This is a genomic window from Streptomyces sp. DG1A-41, assembly GCF_037055355.1.
Lineage (GTDB): Bacteria > Actinomycetota > Actinomycetes > Streptomycetales > Streptomycetaceae > Streptomyces.
Map to the genome: position 1 here is coordinate 7,121,068 of NZ_CP146350.1, position 17,698 is coordinate 7,138,765.

The 17,698-nt window shown below is 73.0% G+C and carries 19 protein-coding genes; 6 read left to right on the forward strand and 13 right to left on the reverse strand.

Annotation, left to right across the window (positions count from 1 at the left end):
• Positions 1-2 precede the first annotated feature (2 nt).
• On the forward strand, positions 3-746 hold the full coding sequence (gene hemQ, locus V8690_RS33190; protein ID WP_338783768.1) for a hydrogen peroxide-dependent heme synthase: 744 nt from the start codon (positions 3-5) through the stop codon (positions 744-746).
• On the opposite strand, the gene V8690_RS33195 is transcribed toward hemQ, so the two are convergent.
• The 3 genes from V8690_RS33195 to V8690_RS33205 form a co-directional block, all read right to left on the reverse strand.
• Positions 697-2,367, reverse strand: a complete 1,671-nt coding sequence (locus tag V8690_RS33195) for an alpha/beta hydrolase (protein WP_338783769.1) — start codon at positions 2,365-2,367, stop codon at positions 697-699. The genes hemQ and V8690_RS33195 overlap by 50 nt on opposite strands.
• Before the next feature lie 114 nt (positions 2,368-2,481).
• Positions 2,482-3,252 (reverse strand): TIGR04222 domain-containing membrane protein, encoded by a 771-nt coding sequence (locus V8690_RS33200; RefSeq protein WP_338783770.1) that lies wholly within the window; start codon positions 3,250-3,252, stop codon positions 2,482-2,484.
• Positions 3,253-3,496: 244 nt separating this feature from the next.
• Entirely contained in the window at positions 3,497-4,897 is a 1,401-nt protein-coding gene (locus tag V8690_RS33205) for a DUF692 domain-containing protein (protein WP_338783771.1), read from the reverse strand.
• 164 nt (positions 4,898-5,061) lie between these two features.
• On the opposite strand from V8690_RS33205, the gene V8690_RS33210 reads away from it, so the two are divergent.
• The gene (locus tag V8690_RS33210) at positions 5,062-5,595 is read left to right on the forward strand and encodes a potassium channel family protein (protein WP_338783772.1); all 534 of its coding nucleotides are present in this window, start codon (positions 5,062-5,064) and stop codon (positions 5,593-5,595) included.
• Positions 5,596-5,629: 34 nt separating this feature from the next.
• Here the strand turns inward: V8690_RS33210 and V8690_RS33215 are convergent, their stop codons facing one another.
• Both V8690_RS33215 and V8690_RS33220 read right to left on the reverse strand, forming a co-directional pair.
• Positions 5,630-6,091: a hypothetical protein gene (locus V8690_RS33215; protein WP_338783773.1), complete on the reverse strand. Its 462-nt coding sequence runs from the start codon at positions 6,089-6,091 to the stop codon at positions 5,630-5,632.
• A 72-nt stretch (positions 6,092-6,163) separates the two neighbouring features.
• Positions 6,164-6,925 (reverse strand): peptidyl-tRNA hydrolase, encoded by a 762-nt coding sequence (locus tag V8690_RS33220; protein WP_338783774.1) that lies wholly within the window; start codon positions 6,923-6,925, stop codon positions 6,164-6,166.
• A gap of 43 nt (positions 6,926-6,968) precedes the next feature.
• On the opposite strand from V8690_RS33220, the gene V8690_RS33225 reads away from it, so the two are divergent.
• Together V8690_RS33225 and V8690_RS33230 are read left to right on the forward strand one after the other, a co-directional pair.
• On the forward strand, positions 6,969-7,835 hold the full coding sequence (locus tag V8690_RS33225) for an ATP-binding cassette domain-containing protein (protein ID WP_338783775.1): 867 nt from the start codon (positions 6,969-6,971) through the stop codon (positions 7,833-7,835).
• Positions 7,832-8,503, forward strand: coding sequence for an ABC transporter (locus tag V8690_RS33230; RefSeq protein ID WP_338783776.1), 672 nt, complete (start codon positions 7,832-7,834; stop codon positions 8,501-8,503). Before V8690_RS33225 ends, V8690_RS33230 begins: the two co-directional genes overlap by 4 nt.
• Before the next feature lie 9 nt (positions 8,504-8,512).
• Here V8690_RS33230 and V8690_RS33235 read toward each other — a convergent pair whose 3' ends face one another.
• The 3 genes from V8690_RS33235 to V8690_RS33245 all read right to left on the reverse strand — a co-directional run bounded on the left by V8690_RS33235 (position 8,513) and on the right by V8690_RS33245 (position 11,148).
• Positions 8,513-8,692, reverse strand: coding sequence for a hypothetical protein (locus tag V8690_RS33235; protein WP_338783777.1), 180 nt, complete (start codon positions 8,690-8,692; stop codon positions 8,513-8,515).
• Between the two features lie 18 nt (positions 8,693-8,710).
• On the reverse strand, positions 8,711-9,565 hold the full coding sequence (locus V8690_RS33240) for a polysaccharide deacetylase family protein (RefSeq protein ID WP_338783778.1): 855 nt from the start codon (positions 9,563-9,565) through the stop codon (positions 8,711-8,713).
• A 62-nt stretch (positions 9,566-9,627) separates the two neighbouring features.
• Positions 9,628-11,148, reverse strand: a complete 1,521-nt coding sequence (locus V8690_RS33245; protein ID WP_338783779.1) for an FAD-dependent oxidoreductase — start codon at positions 11,146-11,148, stop codon at positions 9,628-9,630.
• Between the two features lie 102 nt (positions 11,149-11,250).
• On the opposite strand from V8690_RS33245, the gene V8690_RS33250 reads away from it, so the two are divergent.
• Both V8690_RS33250 and V8690_RS33255 read left to right on the forward strand, forming a co-directional pair.
• Positions 11,251-11,625, forward strand: coding sequence for a metalloregulator ArsR/SmtB family transcription factor (locus tag V8690_RS33250; protein WP_338783780.1), 375 nt, complete (start codon positions 11,251-11,253; stop codon positions 11,623-11,625).
• A complete protein-coding gene (locus tag V8690_RS33255) occupies positions 11,622-12,107 on the forward strand; it encodes an SRPBCC domain-containing protein (protein WP_338783781.1) in 486 nt (161 codons plus the stop codon). Before V8690_RS33250 ends, V8690_RS33255 begins: the two co-directional genes overlap by 4 nt.
• Positions 12,108-12,116: 9 nt before the next feature.
• Here V8690_RS33255 and V8690_RS33260 read toward each other — a convergent pair whose 3' ends face one another.
• The 5 genes from V8690_RS33260 to V8690_RS33280 all read right to left on the reverse strand — a co-directional run bounded on the left by V8690_RS33260 (position 12,117) and on the right by V8690_RS33280 (position 17,682).
• Complete coding sequence (locus V8690_RS33260) at positions 12,117-13,004, reverse strand: PPK2 family polyphosphate kinase (protein WP_338783782.1); 888 nt, start codon at positions 13,002-13,004, stop codon at positions 12,117-12,119.
• A gap of 86 nt (positions 13,005-13,090) precedes the next feature.
• Entirely contained in the window at positions 13,091-14,473 is a 1,383-nt protein-coding gene (locus V8690_RS33265) for a PhoX family protein (RefSeq protein ID WP_338783783.1), read from the reverse strand.
• Between the two features lie 90 nt (positions 14,474-14,563).
• Complete coding sequence (locus tag V8690_RS33270; RefSeq protein WP_338783784.1) at positions 14,564-15,436, reverse strand: slipin family protein; 873 nt, start codon at positions 15,434-15,436, stop codon at positions 14,564-14,566.
• 165 nt (positions 15,437-15,601) lie between these two features.
• The gene (locus V8690_RS33275) at positions 15,602-17,092 is read right to left on the reverse strand and encodes a SulP family inorganic anion transporter (RefSeq protein WP_338783785.1); all 1,491 of its coding nucleotides are present in this window, start codon (positions 17,090-17,092) and stop codon (positions 15,602-15,604) included.
• 8 nt (positions 17,093-17,100) lie between these two features.
• Positions 17,101-17,682: a carbonic anhydrase gene (locus V8690_RS33280; RefSeq protein ID WP_338783786.1), complete on the reverse strand. Its 582-nt coding sequence runs from the start codon at positions 17,680-17,682 to the stop codon at positions 17,101-17,103.
• Positions 17,683-17,698 lie beyond the last annotated feature (16 nt).

Consider the following 17,698-nt stretch of genomic DNA (forward strand, 5'->3'; position numbering starts at 1 on the left):
GCATGAGTGACGACGCCTCCACCACGGCCTCCAGCGCCCAGCCCGACCGCATCCCGAACAAGGGCAAGCTGGCCAAGGACCTCAACGAGGTCATCCGCTACACGCTCTGGTCCGTCTTCCAGCTGAAGGACGTCCTCCCCGAGGACCGCGCCGGGTACGCCGACGAGGTCCAGGAGCTGTTCGACCAGCTCGCCGCCAAGGACGTGACCATCCGCGGCACGTACGACGTCTCGGGCCTGCGTGCCGACGCCGACCTCATGATCTGGTGGCACGCGGAGACCAGCGACGCGTTGCAGGAGGCGTACAACCTCTTCCGCCGCACCAAGCTGGGCCGGGCGCTCAGGCCGGTGTGGTCGAACATGGCGCTGCACCGCCCCGCGGAGTTCAACCGATCGCACATCCCGGCGTTCCTCGCCGACGAGACGCCCCGCGACTACGTGAGCGTCTACCCCTTCGTGCGCTCCTACGACTGGTACCTGCTGCCCGACGAGGACCGCCGCCGCATGCTCGCCGACCACGGCAAGATGGCCCGCGGCTTCCCGGACGTGCGCGCCAACACGGTCGCCTCGTTCTCCCTCGGCGACTACGAGTGGATCCTCGCCTTCGAGGCCGACGAGCTGTACCGCATCGTCGACCTGATGCGTCACCTGCGCGCCTCGGAGGCCCGTCGGCACGTCCGCGAGGAGGTCCCGTTCTTCACGGGCCGCCGCAAGGACATCGCGGAGCTGGTCGCGGGCCTGGCCTGATCAGCGGAGCGGTCGGTCGGCCCCGGGCCGGTCCGGGGCCGACCGACCGCGACTGCGGCTTCGGCTCCGGACGCGCGGCGCAGTCCGTGGTGCGCCGTCCCGGCAGCCGGCCCTCCAGCAGATACGCCTCCACATGGCCGTTGACGCAGGCGTTCGGCCCGCCCGCCAGGCCGTGCGCGCCGGCGTCCCGTTCCGTCACCAGGACCGAGCCCGTGAGGCGGCGGTGGAGTTCCAGGGCGCCGTCGTACGGCGTGGCGGCGTCCCGCTCGGCGGCCAGGATCAGCGACGGCGGCAGTTCGCCCGGCCCGGTGCCGACGTCGAGCGGCCGCTGCCGCGGCCCCTCCCAGTAGGCGCAGGGCAGGTTCGTCCACACGTTGTCCCAGGTCTCGAAGGGCGCCACCCGCGCGAGCCGGGTGTTGTCCCGGTCCCACACCTCCCAGTCCGTCGGCCAGGGGGCGTCGTTGCACTCGACGGCCAGGTAGACCGCGCGTGAGTTCTCCGCCTCGGCGGCGGCCTCCGGGTGCTGCTCCGCCTGCTCGACCAGCGGCCCGGGATCGCCCTTGAGGTACGCCGACAGCGCGTGCGCCCGGTGCGGCCACTGGTCGTCGTAGTACGCGGCCTGGAGGAACGCACCCCGCAACTGCCCCGGCCCGACCTTCCCGCCGGCCGGCTCGACGGCCAGCCGCGCGCTCGCCCGCTCGTAGCTGCGCCGCACCTCCCGCACGGTCCTGCCCAGCCCGTACACCTCGTCGTGCCGGGCGATCCACCTTTGGAAGTCCCGCCAGCGGCCCTCGAACGCCGCCGACTGGTCGAGTTTGTTGCGGTACCAGATCTGCTCCGGGTCGGGGTCTACCGCCGAGTCGAGCACCATCCGCCGTACGTGCGCGGGGAACAGCGTCGCGTACAGGGCGCCGAAGTACGTGCCGTACGACGAGCCCATGAAGGTCAGCCGTTCCTCGCCGAGCGCGGCGCGCAGCACGTCGAGGTCGCGGGCGTTGTTCAGCGAGTGGTAGTGCCGCAGCGCGCCGCCGGCCCGCTCGGCGCAGCCGCGCGCGTACGCCTTCGCCTGCGCGATGCGTTCCTTCTTGTACGACTCGGAGGGGTGCGTCGGCGCCTGGGTGGGCCCCTTGAAGAACTGCTTGGCATCCTTGCAGGACAGCGGCGCGGAACGGCCCACCCCGCGCGGGGCGTAGCCGACGAGGTCGTACGCGGCCGCGATCCGCTTCCACTCGGGGAGCAGGCCGACGAGGGGGAAGTACAGGCCGGAGGCGCCCGGGCCGCCCGGGTTGTAGACCAGGGCGCCCTGGCGGGGGAACTCGCGCTTGCTGTTGTGGGGGTCCTTGTGCGTGGCCCGGGCGCGGCCGACGGCGAGTTCGATCTGCCTGCCGTCGGGCTGTGTGTAGTCCAGCGGGACGGTGACCGTGCCGCACTGCATGGTGCCGGGCAGGTCCTGCGCGTCGGGACACGGGCCGAAGTCGATGCCGGCCGCCTTCGCCCGCGCGGCGGCCACGGCGGTGCCGCGCAGTTCGGCCGCCGCCCTCGTGCCATCGGTGTCCGGGGCGGCGGTGAGGGCGCTCAGCAGCAAGGACCCCGCTGCCGAGTAGAGGAGGGCGGCTCTCATCGCGTATCCCTTCGGTGCACAGTGGCGACAAAAGGGATGTTTCGTGGGGCGGTTGGGGAAGGCAAGCACCGTCTGCCGGTGTCGGCGCCGATGCCCCTGTGCGCCCCCGGTCTGTCAGTCGTGTGCCTCGCCGTGCGTGAAGGCGGCCCGCAGATCCGGTTCGCCGATCGCGCGAACGCCGCGTACGGCCACGGAGGTGAGGTACGTGCGGTCGTCGGCGGTGCCGTCCGCGTGCCGGGTCAGTGCGCCGAGGAGCCGTTGGCCGGCCGGGGAGGCCCAGCGCGAGTACGGGTGGATCTCGATGCGGGCGACGGCGAGGCAGCTCAGGGTGAGGGCGAGCGGCAGCGCGAACCACAGGGCGACCAGATGACGCGGCATGTCCGGCGGAGCGGGCGTCAGCAGCGCGGCGACGCCGAGACCGAGTACGGCGACGGCAGCCACGCGCACCTGCCGGACGGCCGCCGCGACCGTCGTACGGGCGCTGTCGGGCACCGCGAGCCCCGCGCGCACCAGCCGGTCGGCGATACCGCGCACCGCCTCCGCCGTGGCGGCGGTGGCCCGCACCGGCGCGATCCGGGACTGCCCCTCGGGGCCGATGGCACCGATGACCGACCGCTCCATCTCGTCCCGCCCGCGCGGATCGACGACCGTCGCCCAGCCGGTGTGGGCCAGGAGCAGACGGCGCTGGCGCGCCATGGCGACGAGGGTCACGTCGGCGACCCGCCTGGGCCCGCCGGAGAGGAACGCGGCCTCGTACAGCGTGAGTTCACGGATCCGGCCGGTGTCCGCGTCACCGGCCGCGGCGCGTACGGCGGCCAGGCACAGGCGTGTGCACGCCGTGCCGGCCACGGCCCAGGCCGCCAGCAGGAAAAGAGCCCAGAGCATATGTTGTTTGTATGTGACACGGTCCCGGGAACACCATGCCTCGTTCACGATCCGGACGGAGTGTTGTCGGTATGTGACGTTCCGTTTCACTGCTCCGGCGGCGGGCGGAAGGTGGGCGGCGGAAGCGTGAAGGACGGGTCCGGGGCTGGAGCCGTGGGTGAGGCCGGATCAGGGAACGCCGTCGGGAGAGTGCTGTCGCCTGCCGACGACGCGGTGCCGAAGGACTGACCGGCCGGCCCACGGGTCAGCGCCGGAGCAGCACCTTCCGGGTGGCGCGGGCCAGTCGGCGGACCGGGCGCCGCGATCGCGGCGCCGGTCCCGACCGCTCCAGCCACCACTCCCGCAGCTCCCGCCGTCCCGCGGCGTCCCCGGGTCGCCCGGCGGACAGCAGGTGCTCGGCGAAGGTGAGCGCGTCGCGCCGGTAGCCGCTGGTCATCGGCTGGGTCTGGGCGTACGCGAGGAAGGCCGTACGGTAGTCCGCGCCGAGGATCTCCGGCAGCTCGGGCGCGACCTTCGCCACGACATCCGCCCGCTTGGCGGCCAGCGCCCGCGCCTGTACGCCGACCCGCACCCGGTCGAACCCCTCGGGCACGGGCGTCCCCGCGACCAGCGCCGACAGCAGCGCGGCCTGTGCGAGCCCGAGCCGCTGCCGGGCCCCTTCCCCACCAGGGTGGGGCAGGCCGAAGACGCCCCGTGCCGCCCCGGCCGCCCCGTCTTCATCGCCCTGCTCGGCGGAGAGCTCCGCCCCGGGCCTGGATTCCGCACGCCGCAGGGCGAGAGCGGTGCCCGCCGAGCGGATCTCCGTTTTCACGCGCTCCACGGCGCCCGCCTCCAACGCCCTCCGGATCGACCCCAGCTCGCTCTCCAGCTCCGCCGGTTCCGGGAAGTTCTCGTCGCGTTCCAGGAGGACTCCCGGAGGGGACACGCGGGATGCGAGGTCGGTGAGGATGTCGAGGACCGGCCGGGGGACGGGGTGGGCGTGGCTGTCGTGCCAGACGCCGTCGCGTTCGAAGCCGCCGGCGACATGGACGTAGGCGATGGCCTCCAGGGGCAGCTCGGCGAGGGCCTTGGCCGGGTCCTCGGCGCGGTTGACGTGGTTGGTGTGCAGGTTGGCCACGTCGATGAGGAGCCGGACGCCCGTGCGGTCGGCGAGCTCGTACAGGAACTGGCCCTCCGTCATCTCCTCGCCCGGCCAGGAGATCAGCGCGGCGATGTTCTCGACGGCCAGCGGCACCGGCAGCGCCTCCTGCGCGATGCGCACGTTCTCGCAGAGGACGTCGAGGGCGTCCCGGGTCCGGGGGACGGGCAGCAGATGGCCCGCCTCCAGGTGCGGGGTCGCCGTCAGGGCACCGCCGGCCCGTACGAACGCGATGTGCTCGGTGACCAGCGGTGAGCCGAGTGCTTCGACCCGCTCGGCCAGCGCGGCGAGGCGGCCGTCGTCGGGCCGGTCCGCGCCCCCTAGGCCGAGCGAGACGCCGTGCGGCACCACGGTGACGCCGCGCTCGCGCAGCCGCCGCAGCGACTCGGGCAGATGCCCGGGGCAGACGTTCTCGGCCACCACCTCGACCCAGTCGATGCCCGGCATGCGCTCCACGGCGTCCGCGATCTCCGGTCGCCACCCGATGCCCGTCCCCAGTCGCTTCATCGTCCCCTCCTCCGCACGGCCGGTTCCTCGACGTGAAGGGGGTATGGCCCAGCCGCCCGTCCCCGAACCCCGCCACGGGCGCCTTCAGAGGAACATTTGAGGTTCGGCCCACCGACGGAGGCACCGGGGTCGCGCCACCCCCCGATGCGTCGTAGACCGGACGTATGCGCGATGGCAGCGAGCGGGCGGCCCCGGTCCGGCGAGTGTGGGCCGGGGCCGGGGCACTGGTGGTCGCCGTGGGCACGGCCTATTTCCTGCTCCCGCTGGAGGGGCTCGGCGAGGACCGCCCCTGGCTGGGCTGGCCGCTGTTCGCGCTGTGCCTGGGGCTGCTGGCCGTGCTGCTGCTGCGCCAGGTGCGCGACGTCGTGCTGGAGAAGCCGCACACCCGGCCCGGCGTCATGATCCCGCTGCTGATGTGCCTGGCCGTGCTGGTCTTCTCGTCGGGGTACTACGCCCTCGCCCAGCGGCCGGGCCAGTTCACCGGCATGAGCACCCGTGTCGACGCGCTGTACTTCACCGTCGTCACGCTCGCCACCGTCGGCTACGGGGACATCACCCCGAGCGGGCAGGAGGCCCGCCTGGTGACCGTCGCTCAGATCCTGTACACGTTGGTCTTCCTCACGGCGGCGGCCACCGCGCTCACGCGTCGGCTGCACACGGTGGTCGCCGCGCGCGACCGCCGCCCGCCGCCCTCCTGACCGGGGCGGTACCGGGGCGGTCCCGGGGCGGCGCCTACGCCGCGCGGGTGGAGCGGTAGTTGAACAACGACCACAGTACGAACAGGCCGGTCAGGATCATGATGATCGACCAGAACGGCTGGTACGGCAGCCACATGAAGTTCGCGATCAGCGCCAGTCCGACCACGACCGCGCCCACGACCCGGGCCCAGGCGGCCCCGGTGAACAGGCCGAATCCGGCCGCCACCACGAGCACACCGACGATCAGATGGATCCAGCCCCACGCGGTCAGGTCGAACTCGAAGACGTAGTCGCCGAAGCTCGTGTACACCTCGTCGTCGGCGATCGCCGTGATGCCCTGGAGCACCGCGAACAGGCCGTAGACGACCATCAGGGTGCCGCCGAGAGCGAGACCCCCGGCCGCCCACGGCTCGCCGGAACCGCCCGGGCCGGGGCCGCCGGGTGTCCGGTCGTCGGGGGCGGGCGGAGCGGGGGGAGGGGGCGCGGCGCTTGTCATGGCTGCCTCCTAAGGTCGAGGTTGTCCGGTTACCCCCACTGGAGCACCCGCCCGCGACCGGCGCGCCCGCGGCTACTGCGAACGGGTGGATGCCGGGCCGTCCGGCGTGTACGGCTCCCGGCGCAGCGCCGGATGGTCCGCGACCACCGTGCACGAGCCGGGCGCGATCTCCGTGAACCCCGCGTCGCGGACCAACGGCAGGCCGCTGCCCGTCAGTTCGGGCCAGCGGGCCGGGTCGGCCGGCCGTACGGCGAGCGGGAAGCCCGCGTCGTGCCAGGCGGCCCGCTCCTCGTCGGGCAGCTCCCACCAGGCCAGTTGCGCGGCGTGTCCGGCCTGGGCCATCGCCTTGCCGGCCGACATGCCGAGGTCGGGGTTCAGCCACAGCACGGGCGCGGCCGGGTCCGCGTCCATGGGCGGTTCCGGGTCGTCCAGGTCGGTGCCGGAGACCTGGAGCCGGGCCAGGTCCTTGGGCCAGCCGTCCAGCGGGACCGGCGGGAAGACCCGCACCTGGGCCGCCTTGCCGGTGACCGTGATGCCGGGCAGCGCCTCCGCCCGCCGCCACTCGGCGCCGCGCGCCCGTCGCACCACCTTGCGGATCCGCGCGTCCTGCCAGTCCCGCACCGCCTGCGCCCACGCGCCGTCGCCGGCCGACCGCTCGTCGCTCAGGATCGTCAGCACCGCCCGCGCGGCCGTCTCCAGCGCGTCCGTACGCGCCGGCGGGTCCGCCCGCTCGATCCGCACGACCAGCGGCAGCACGAACTGCGGTGCCGTGTCGCGGTCCGAGGGCTCGGACCGGAAGGGGCTGTCACTCACGGGCGTCGGCTCTTCGCTCACGAATCCCAGTGTGCCAGCCGGTAGATCGTGGAGGATGGGGCCCATGCGCCCCGACCTGTGCCTGGAGAACGCGGGCCGCCGCTACGGCCTGCGCGGCCCCTGGGTGCTGCGCGGCGTCGACCTGACGGTGGTCCCGGGCCGGCTCGTCCGCGTCGAGGGCGCCAACGGCACCGGCAAGTCGACCCTCCTGCGGCTGCTCGCCGGTATCGACGCCCCCAGCGAGGGCCGGATCACCGGCCGCCCGCGCACCGCGTACGTCCCCGAGCGGTTCCCGCCGGCCCTGCCGTTCACCGCCGCCGGCTACCTCACGCACCTCGGCACCGTGCACGGCCTGAACCGCGCGGCGGCCGCCCGTGCCGCCGCCGAGTGGCTGGAACGCCTCGGCGCCGCCGCCTACGCCGACACACCCATGGCACGGCTGTCGAAGGGCAGCAGCCAGAAGGTCGCGGTCGCCCAGGCCTTGCTGGGGGAGCCGGAGCTGCTGGTGCTGGACGAGGCGTGGACCGGCCTGGACGCCGACGCCCGCGCCGAGTTGGAGCGGGCGGTCGCCGAGCGCACGGCGGCCGGCGGATCCGTGGTGTTCGTCGACCACGACCCGCGCCGCCTCGCGGGCCTGCCCGACGCGACGTACACCGTGCGCGACGGGAGCCTCGTCGAGCAGGCGGCGTCGGAGCCGGTTCCGTCCGGGCCGCACGTGACCGTCGAGGTACAAGGCCCGCCGGACGGACGGCTTCCCGACGATGTGCGGCGGACCGTCACCCTTGCCGAGGAGACCGCGCCGGGCAGCCACCGCCTCACCGTCCCCGCCCCGCACTCCGACGTCCTGCTCCGCGCCCTGCTCACGGCCCGACCGCCCTGGCACGTGGTGAGTGTGGCGCGGCAGGCGGACGCCCCCGGGAGCCTCCGATGACCGCCCTCCTGCGCTACCACGCCGCCCTGCTGCTGCGCTCCCAGCGCTGGCTGCCGCCGTTCCTGCTCTACGCCGCCTTTCTCGCGATCAGCGTCCAGGCCGGGCAGCCGGTGCTCGACTCGCTCGGCTACTCGGCCGCCGCGCTGCTGCCCGTCGCCGCCTGGCTGACGCGGATCTGTGCCACGGCCGAGCCGCAGGCCGCGCGCGGCTGCGTGGCGGCGGCCGTCGGGCCCGCGCGCGCCCATGTCGCCTGCCTGTTGGCGGCGTTGTCCGGCGCGGCGGCGCTCGGCACGGTCGCGACCCTCGGCGTGACGCTGCTGAGCGCCTCGGTCGCCTCGGACCACCGCACCCCCGTGCCGCTCGCCCCCGCGTGCGGGGCCGGGCTGCTCGCCGCCCTGGCCTGCGCCCTGCTCGGCACGGCCGTCGGCGCGCTCACCAGCCGGCCACTGCTGCGGTCGCGGGGCCGTGCCGTCCCGGCCCTGCTGCTCGCGGCGCTGCTGTCCCTGGTGGCCACCGGCTCCCCGGCGCAGGCGGCCGTGCGGGGCCTGGTGACCGGCTCACGGTCGGGCACCGTCCCGCTGCCGCTGCTGCCCCTGGCCGCGGCAGCCCTGGTCACGGCCGCCGCGCTGGCCCTGGCCGGTGCGCTCGCCTCCCGCAGATCACCCTGAGCAGGCAGATCACCCTGAGCAGGCGGTGCGCTGCGCCTCCTGCCACTCGCAGACCGGGCAGAAGGTGATGCCCTTGTACGACTCCGGGTACTCCGTCGGCTCCCGGCACAGCACGCACTCCGCGTACGGCGGCCCGTCCGCCCGGGGTGGCCTGGTCGCGTCGATCAGGCAGTAGTCGTCCTCGCTCATACGTCCAGCGTAGGCCGGTCAGTGCGCCTCCGGACGCGGCCGCGCACCGCCGTCCGCCGCCCCGATCAGCTCGGACACCTTCACGAACCTGAAGCCCTCGCGGCGCAGCTCGGGCACGATCGTGCGCACTGCCCGCTCGGTCGCCGGGGCGGCGCTGAGCGTGCAGTGCAGCACGACCACCGACCCCGGCCGCACCCCGTCCAGTACCTGGCGGGCGACCACGTCCGGGTCCGTCTCGAACGCGTCGCCGCCGACCACGTCCCACTGCACGGCGGTCACACCGGCCGGTGTCAGCGCCTTCAGAGCCCGCCGGTCGTAACAGCCGCCGGGGAAGCGGAAGTACGGCATCGGATCCGCCACACCGGCTTTCCGGAACGCGGCGTACGCCCGCTCCACGTCCGACCGCATCCGCCCCTCGGGCACGGTCGGCAGGCCGTAGCAGTCCCGCGTGTACGCGTAGTGGCTGTAGGAGTGGTTGGCGACCTCGAAGAGCGGGTCCCTGCCGATGGAACGGGCCTGGTCCGGGTACTGCTCGGCCCACCGCCCGGTCATGAACACGGTGGCGGGCACCTTCAGCGCCCGCAGCGTGGAGATCAGCCGCGGATGGTCGAACCGCTCGCCCGCCGCCGCCCGTGCCCCCTGCCCGGCGGTCATGTCGGCGTCGAAGGTGAGCGCTACGGTCCTGCCGCGGGTGCGGGGACCGTGCTCGAAGACCGGGGTCAGGCCGCCGGAACCGGGAGCGAGGGTCGGAGGGCGCGACGGCGGCGCGGACACCGGCGGTGAGGCCGGCTGCCAGGGCCGGCCGGTCCCGCAGGCGGCGAGGGCCGTGCTCAGGGCACACACGGCGGCGACACGGCGGAGAAGGGTGATCACCGTGTGAAGATGTGAACGGGATCGTCCCTTTATGCGCGTCGGTCGCGGGCGTCACCCGGCCGTCAGATGTCCCGCTGCTCCAGCGGCCTGGTCGCCGGGCCCTGGATCACCTTGCCGTCCGTGTCGAACCGGGAGCCGTGGCAGGGGCACTCCCAGGCGCGTTCGGCGGAGTTGAAGGCGACCAGGCAGCCCAGGTGGGTGCAGCGGGCGGAGACGGAGTGCAGGTTGCCGTCGTCGTCACGGTAGACCGCGAGGCGGTGGTGCCCGTCGGCGCGGACCACGGCGCCCTCGCCGGGCGGCAGGGACTCCACCGGTGGCGCGGGCCGCAGCCGGTCCCCGACGAAGTGACCGGCGACCTTGGCCTGGGTCTTGAGGAACGCCGGAGCCTCCCGCACGGCGGGCTTCAGCCGGCGCGGGTCGTACAGCTCGCTCCACTCGCGCTCCTCGCCCGTGATCTGCGCGGCGAGGAGGCTGCCCGCCATGATGCCGCCGGTCATGCCCCAGCCGCCGAAGCCGGTGGCCACATAGGCGTGCCGGGCGCCCGGGTGCAGCGGGCCGACCATCGGCACGGTGTCCGTGGGGTCGATGTCCTGCGTGGCCCAGCGGTGGGTGACGTCCAGGTCCGGGAAGTGCCCGGTGGCCCAGGCGGTGAGGCGTTCGAAACGGGCCCGCGGGTCGCCGGTGCCCGGCGTGAAGTGCTCGCCGGTGACCACGAGCAGGCGCCGGTCGCCCGCGTAGGGCGCGGTGCGCACCGAGCGGATGCCCTCGTCGGGCGTGATGAACATGCCGTCCGGGTCCTGGTCCGCGGGGATCGGCCCGGCGACGACCAGCTCGCGGCGCGGCGACAGCCGGGCGAACAGCAGGGCCCGGTCGAAGATCGGGTAGTGCGTCGCGACGACGACGTCCCGGGCCCGCACCGTCGCCCCGGTCGTGGTCGACAGCCGGCACGGCTCGCCCTCGTCCAGGCCGAGGACCGTGGTGTCCTCGAAGATCCGCCCGCCGTGCTCGACCAGGTCGGTGGCGAGGGCCAGCAGGTACTTGCGCGGGTGGAACTGGGCCTGGCCGGTGACCCGGACCGCGCCCGCCACCGGGAAGGGCAGCCCGGTCTCCGTCACGAACGAGGCGGGCAGCCCGGCTTCGGCGGCCGCCCGTGCCTCGGCGCGCAGCTCCTCCGTCCGGCCCGCGTCGCGGGCGTACGTGTAGGCGCTCCTGGCCTCCCAGTCGCAGTCGATGCCCAGTTCCCCGGCGATCCCGGCCGCGCGCTCGATCGCCTCGGACTGGGAGCGGGCGTACAGCCGCGCGCCCGCGGGGCCGCGGGTGCGGCGCAGCTTGTCGTAGACGAGCGTGTGCAGGGCGGTGACCTTGGCGGTGGTGTGCCCGGTGACCCCGGCCGCCACCCGCCCGGCCTCCAGCACCGCCACGCTTCGCCCGGACCGCGTCAGCTCCCACGCCGTGCTCAGTCCGGCGATCCCGGCGCCGATCACCGCCACGTCGACGTCCAGGTCCTCCGTCAGGGCCGGATGGCGGCCGTCCGGTGCCGTCTCCATCCAGTACGAGCTGCTGACCTGCTGCTTCTCGCTCATGAGCCACCGGGTACCCCCGACCGCCCGCTTCAGTGTCCGGTGCGTCGCTTTACCGGGCGTGTCGCTTTACAGAAGGGGCCGACAGGGCTAACGTACAACCAAATGGTTGTAGATGAGTTGAACGACGAGACGGTGGACCGGCTGTTCCACGCCTTGGCCGACACCACGCGCCGGGACATACTGCGCCGTTGCGTGCGCGGCGAACTGTCGGTCTCGCGGCTGGCCGAGGCCTATCCCATGAGCTTCGCGGCGGTGCAGAAGCACGTCGCGGTGCTGGAACGGGCCGGTCTCGTCAGCAAGCAGCGCAGCGGACGGGAGCAGCTCGTGCGCACCGACCCCGACGCGGTGGGCCGCGCCCGCCAGGCCCTCGACGAGCTCGAGTCGGCATGGCGCGGGCGCGTGGACCGGATGGCCCGGCTGCTCGCGGAAGACCCCGGTACCGAAGAGAACGACACCCCGGAAGGACCCGAGAGATGAGCGTCACCAGCCTCGACAAGGACCTCGACAACCTCACCCTCACCCTGATCGCCGACTTCGCCGCCCCGGTGGAGCGGGTGTGGCGACTGTGGGCCGACCCCCGTCAGCTGGAGCGCTGGTGGGGCCCGCCGACCTACCCGGCTACCGTGGAGGAGCACGACCTGACCCCAGGCGGAGAGGTCACGTACTTCATGACCGGCCCGGAGGGCGACCGGCACCGCGGCTGGTGGCGGATCACCTCGGTCACCGAGCCGACCTCCCTGGAGTTCACCGACGGCTTCGCCGACGACGAAGGGAAGCCCAAGGACGACATGCCGACCACGTCCGTGACGGTGCGGCTCAGCGAACACGGCGGCGGCACCCGGATGGAGATGCGCTCCCTGTTCGACTCCCGCGAGCAGCTGGAACAGCTGATCACCATGGGCATGGAGGAGGGCCTGAAGGAGGCCGTCGGCCAGATCGACGCCCTGCTGGCCGCCTGACCGCCCGGATCAGGACTGCCGCAGCAGCCGCTTCCGGCACTCCGCCACGTCGAAGTCCGCCTCCGGATTCCGCGGATCCAGCTCCCGCAGATGCTCCAGCAGCAGCGTGCTCACCGCCCAGTCGCGGTACCACTTGTGGTCGGCCGGGACCAGGTACCAGGGCGCGTACGAGGTGCCGCAGCGCTCCAGGGCCCTGTCGTAGGCCTCCTGGTACGCGGGCCACAGGGCGCGGTCGTCGATGTCGGACGGGGCGAACTTCCAGCGCTTGTCCGGACTGTCGAGGCGTTTGAGCAGGCGGCGGCGCTGCTCGTCGTAGGAGATGTGCAGGAAGCACTTGATCAGGGTCACGCCGTCGTCGGCGAGGGACCGCTCGAAGCGGTTGATCCGCTCGTAGCGGCTGTCGATCACCGCGCGTGGCGCGAGGTCCCGGACGCGGGCGACCAGGACGTCTTCATAGTGCGAGCGGTCGAAGACGCCCAGTTCGCCGGGGAGCGGGAGCGCCTTCTCCACGCGCCACAGGAACGGGTGCGCGCGCTCCTCGGCGGTCGGTGCCCTGAACGCCGTGATCCGGCAGCCGGCCGGGTTGAGCCGGCCGATGACGTGCTCGACCGTGCCGCCCTTGCCGCTGGTGTCCATGCCCTGGAGGACCAGCAGGACGCGACGCCGGTCGCCCGCGGTGCCCGCCGCCCACAGCCGTTCCTGGAGGCCGGCGAGCTGCTCGCCGATCCGGGCCGTGGCGGCCTTGCCCGCCGCCTTGCCGTCCGGGCCGCCGGGAGTGGCGGCGGCGTCGTGACGGGACAGGTCGACCGGCCCGCCGACGGGGACGCGCAGCCGCTCCCGCAGCGTGGTCCCGCCCTCGGCCTTCTTGTCCTTGTCCGCTGTGACCTTCTCCGCCACCGGGCCCCCTTCCCTTCACCGGGCCTCGATCGTGCGCCGGGGCGCCGGGTTCCGCACCCGGCGCCCCGGCGGGAACAGGGCAGCGCTCACCGGCGCCAGGGGCCCGTCACCGCGAACGTGGTGCCGGGCCGGTAGCAGTTGACGTACATCGTGTCGCCGTCGGGCGAGAAGGCCACCCCGGCGAACTCACCCCACTCGGGCTCCTGCGGCGTGCCGATGTTCTGCCGGTTGCGGGCCATCGCGTACACCTCGCCGCGCCGGGTCACGCCGTAGACGTGCTGGGCGCCCTCGCCGTCCTCGCAGACCATCAGGCCGCCGCTGGGCGCCAGGCAGATGTTGTCCGGCGACTCTCCCGGCTTCTGGATGCCGACGTCCGGACCGAAGGCGATCACCAGGGTCAGCCGTCGCCGGTCCGGGTCGTAGCGCCAGACCTGCCCGAAGTGGTCGGCCGCCGAGCCCTCCGCGCTGCGGGCGAACGACGACACGAAGTACACCGACCGGCCGCCCCAGTAGCAGCCCTCCAGCTTCTGCGCGTGGGTGATGCCCTTGCGGCCGAAGTCCTGGAGCCGGATCGGCGTCTGCGCGGCTTGCGGGTCCGGTACGTCCACCCACTCGATGCCGTCGAACTCGGCGCCGATGTCCTGGATCGAGGACAGGTCCGGCACGCCGGGCACACGCATCGCCTGGAGCCGGCCGCCCGCGCGCAGCGAACCCCGCCCGCCCAGCGGCCTGTCCGGCAGGAAGCGGTAGAAGAGGCCGAAGGGCCTCTGGAAGGCGTCCTCGGTCTCGTACACCACGCCCCGACGCGGATCGACGGCGATCGCCTCGTGCTGGAAGCGGCCCATCGCGGTCAGCGGTACGGCTCCCGTGCGGCGCGGGTCGACCGGGTCGACCTCGAAGACGAAGCCGTGGTCCTTGGCGTAGCCGGCGGTGCCCGCCTTGTCCTCGGTCTCCTCACAGGTCAGCCAGGTACCCCACGGGGTGGGGCCGCCCGCGCAGTTCACGGCCGTGCCGGCGATCGCGACGCGTTCCGACAGGACGTTGTTGCGGGAGTCCAGCGTCAGGGCCGTGCAGCCGCCCTTGCCGGCCGGGTCGTAGGTGAGGCCCTCGACCGTCGGGACCGGGACCTTGCCGTCGGCGCGGTTCTCGTGGTTGCGGACCAGATGGACCCGGCCGCCTCTGCCCGCGAAGGCCGACATGCCGTCGTGGTTGGAGGGGACCTTGCCCTCGCCGGAGCGGAGCGGGTCGCCCTCGCGGGAGAGGACCCGGTAGCGGAAACCTTCCGGCAGGTCGAGCAGGTCCTTCGGGTCGGAGACGAGCGGGCCGTAGCCGTCGTGGCCGAGGTCCTGGGCGGCGGCGGTGCCGGCGAAGAGCTCGGACAGGGCACCGGAGAACGCGATCCCGACGCCCAGGGCGCCCGTCCCGGCGAGCACCTGGCGGCGTGTGGCGAAACGACCGGATTCGGTCATGGGGAAACCTTCCTGCTGGCGGACAGGAACTGTGATCCCGCTGTGTCTACCACCTGGTGCGGGCGGCGGGAACCACGCGCGTAGCGCGGGTCACTGCTCGACCGCGTGCCGCAGCGCGTCGATGGCCTGTTCAGTCGTGTCGACGGGTTGTTCACCGGGCGCCGGTGCCGGTGCCTGCCGGTCCCCCTCCTGGCGTCCCACCTCCTGGTGGCCCCTCTCCAGGAACCGCAGGAGCTCCACCGGGATGGGCAGCACCAGCGTGGAGTTCTTCTCCGCCGCCACGGCCATCACCGTCTGGAGCAGGCGCAGCTGGAGCGCGGACGGCGTGTCGGCCATCTGGTGAGCGGCCTGTGCCAGCTTCTTCGAGGCCTGGTACTCGGCGTCGGCGTTGATCAGCCGGGCCCGCCGCTCGCGGTCGGCCTCCGCCTGGCGGGCCATCGAGCGCTTCATCGTGTCCGGCAGGGACACGTCCTTGATCTCCACGCGGTCGATGGTCACGCCCCACTCCACGGCCGGGCTGTCGATCATCAGCTCCAGGCCCTGGTTGAGCTTCTCCCGGTTGGACAGGAGGTCGTCCAGTTCGCTCTTGCCGATGATCGACCGCAGGGAGGTCTGTGCCATCTGGGAGACGGCGAAGCGGTAGTCCTCGACGTTGACGATCGCGGCCGTCGGGTCCACGACCTTGAAGTACACGACCGCGTCGACCCGCACGGTCACGTTGTCACGGGTGATGCCCTCCTGGGCGGGGACCGGCATGGTCACGATCTGCATGTTGACCTTACGCATCCGGTCCACCGCGGGGACGATGAGGTTAAACCCGGGCCGGCGTACCTCCCCGTGCAGCCGCCCGAGCCGGAACACGACCCCGCGCTCGTACTGCTTGACGACCCGCGCCGCCGAGGCCAGATACACCAGCCCCCCGGTCCCGGCCGCCACCACCGCCCCGATCAGCTCTTCGACCATGCCGACCTCCCCGTCCAGAGGTCCCGTTTCGTCTGTTCCTGCAACGATATGCCTGGACTCGGGGTCGGGGCCATGCCTCGGGGCCGGGCTCGTACACGCGAAGGTCCGGGGCGCGCTTCTCGGGCGCGCCCCGGACCAGGGATTGTCGGCGTTCCGGCTACGTCGCTACGCGGCCGTTACCTTCTCGGCCTCCGGAGACGGCTCCGGCTCGGTGACCTTCACCGGTTCCGTGCCCGTCGCGCTGTGGCGTTCGGCCCAGCTCTCCAGGGCCGTGCGGCAGGCGTGGTCGAGGTGGTGCAGACCCGAGAGGTCCAGCTCGACCGGGCGGTCCTGCGGCAGCGCCTCCAGGCTGTCGAGGATCTTCGGCAGCCGCAGGAACGTCGCGTTGCCCGACAGGTACGCCTGGATCGGGCCGGCGCCCTTGTCTATGACCTCCAGCTTGACGTGCGAGGCCTCCCAGGCGGTCTTGACCACGGACAGGGCCAGACCGATCAGCACGCCCTCGAACATGTTCACCGCGACGATCGACACGGCGGTGACCACGAGGATCAGCGCCTCGCCCTTGTGAGCCCGCCACAGCGCCGTGATCTGGCGGAACGGGATCAGCTTCCAGCCCGCGTGCACCAGGATGCCGGCCAGGGCGGGCAGCGGGATCAGGGCCAGGGCCCACGGCATCGCGGCGGCGAACAGCAGCAGCCACACGCCGTGCAGCACACGGGACGCCTTGGTCTTCGCACCCGCGGCAACGTTGGCCGAGCTGCGTACGATCACCGCGGTCATGGGCAGCGCGCCGAGCAGACCGCACACGGTGTTGCCCGCGCCCTGGGCGATCATCTCCTTGTTGTACTGGGTGCGTGGACCGTCGTGCAGCCGGTCCACGGCCGCCGCGCTGAACAGGCTCTCCGCGGAGGCGATCAGCGCGAACGCGATGATCGTGCCCCAGATGGCCGGGCCGGCCAGTTCGCCGAGGGCGTCGGTCCCGGGCGGCTGGATGACGCCGAGCAGGCCCTCCACCTCGACGGTGGCGACCGGCAGGCTGAGGGCGAGCGTGGCGATCGTGGCCAGGACCACCGCCGCGAGGGCGCCCGGCACGGACTGCACGGCCTTCGGCAGCTTCTTCCACAGCACGATGACGGCGATGGTGCCCGCGCCGATCGCGAGCGAGATCAGCGCCTCGGTGTTGCCCAGGGCGTCGGCGAACGCCCCCGGCAGCCCCACGATCTTGCCGATGCCGGTCTCCGGGGCCTTCAGGCCCGCCGCCGCGTATATCTGCCCGGCGATGATCACCAGACCGATGCCGCAGAGCATGCCCTCGACGACGGAGACGGAGATCGCCCTGAACCAGCGGCCGATCCCGAGGAAGCCCATGGCGAGCTGGAGCAGACCGGCCATCAGCACGATCACACCGAGCGTGCCCACGCCGAACTCGCTGACGGCCTCGAAGACCAGCACGGTCATGCCCGCGGCGGGCCCGGACACCTGGAGGCTGCTGCCGCGCATCAGCCCGGTGACGATGCCGCCCACGATGCCGGTGATCAGGCCGAGTTCTGCCGGGACGCCGGAGGCGACGGCCACGCCGATGCAGAGCGGCACGGCGACCAGGAAGACGACGATGGAGGCGAGGAAGTCCTGCCTCAGGTAAGGGAACTTGGTCATGGTGTCCCTCACAGGGTCTCGAAGGTGTCGGTCTCCGTGCGGTGTTGCCGCACGACTCCGGTGTGCACTTCGTAGAACCAGGCGTGCAGCCGGAGCCGGCCGTCCGTCAGACGGCTCTCGACGCACGGGTAGGAGCGCAGTCGCTCCACCTGGGCCAGGACGTGGTTCTGCACGGCTTCGGTGACCGTCTTGTCGGCCGGGTCCGCGCACTTGGGCTCGTCGCAGGCGTGCGCGAGCCAGTCACGCACGGCCGGTACGGCGGTGAGGTCGTCGCCCCGCACCACCGCGCCGACGGCACCGCAGTGTGAGTGGCCGCAGACCACGATCTCCTTGACGCCCAGCACTTCCACGGCGTACTCGATGGTGGCCGCCTCCGAGGTGGGATGTCCGAAGGCGTACGGGGGGACGACGTTGCCCGCGGTGCGCAGCTCGAAGAGCTCGCCGGGCCGGGCGCCCGTGATCAGGGCCGGTACGACCCTGGAGTCGGAGCAGGTGATGAACAGGACGTCGGGGGACTGGCCCTCGGCGAGGCGGGCGAACTCCTCAGGGCGCTGTCCGAACATACGGGCGTTGTCGATGAGGGGTTGCATGAGTGTGGTGACTCCT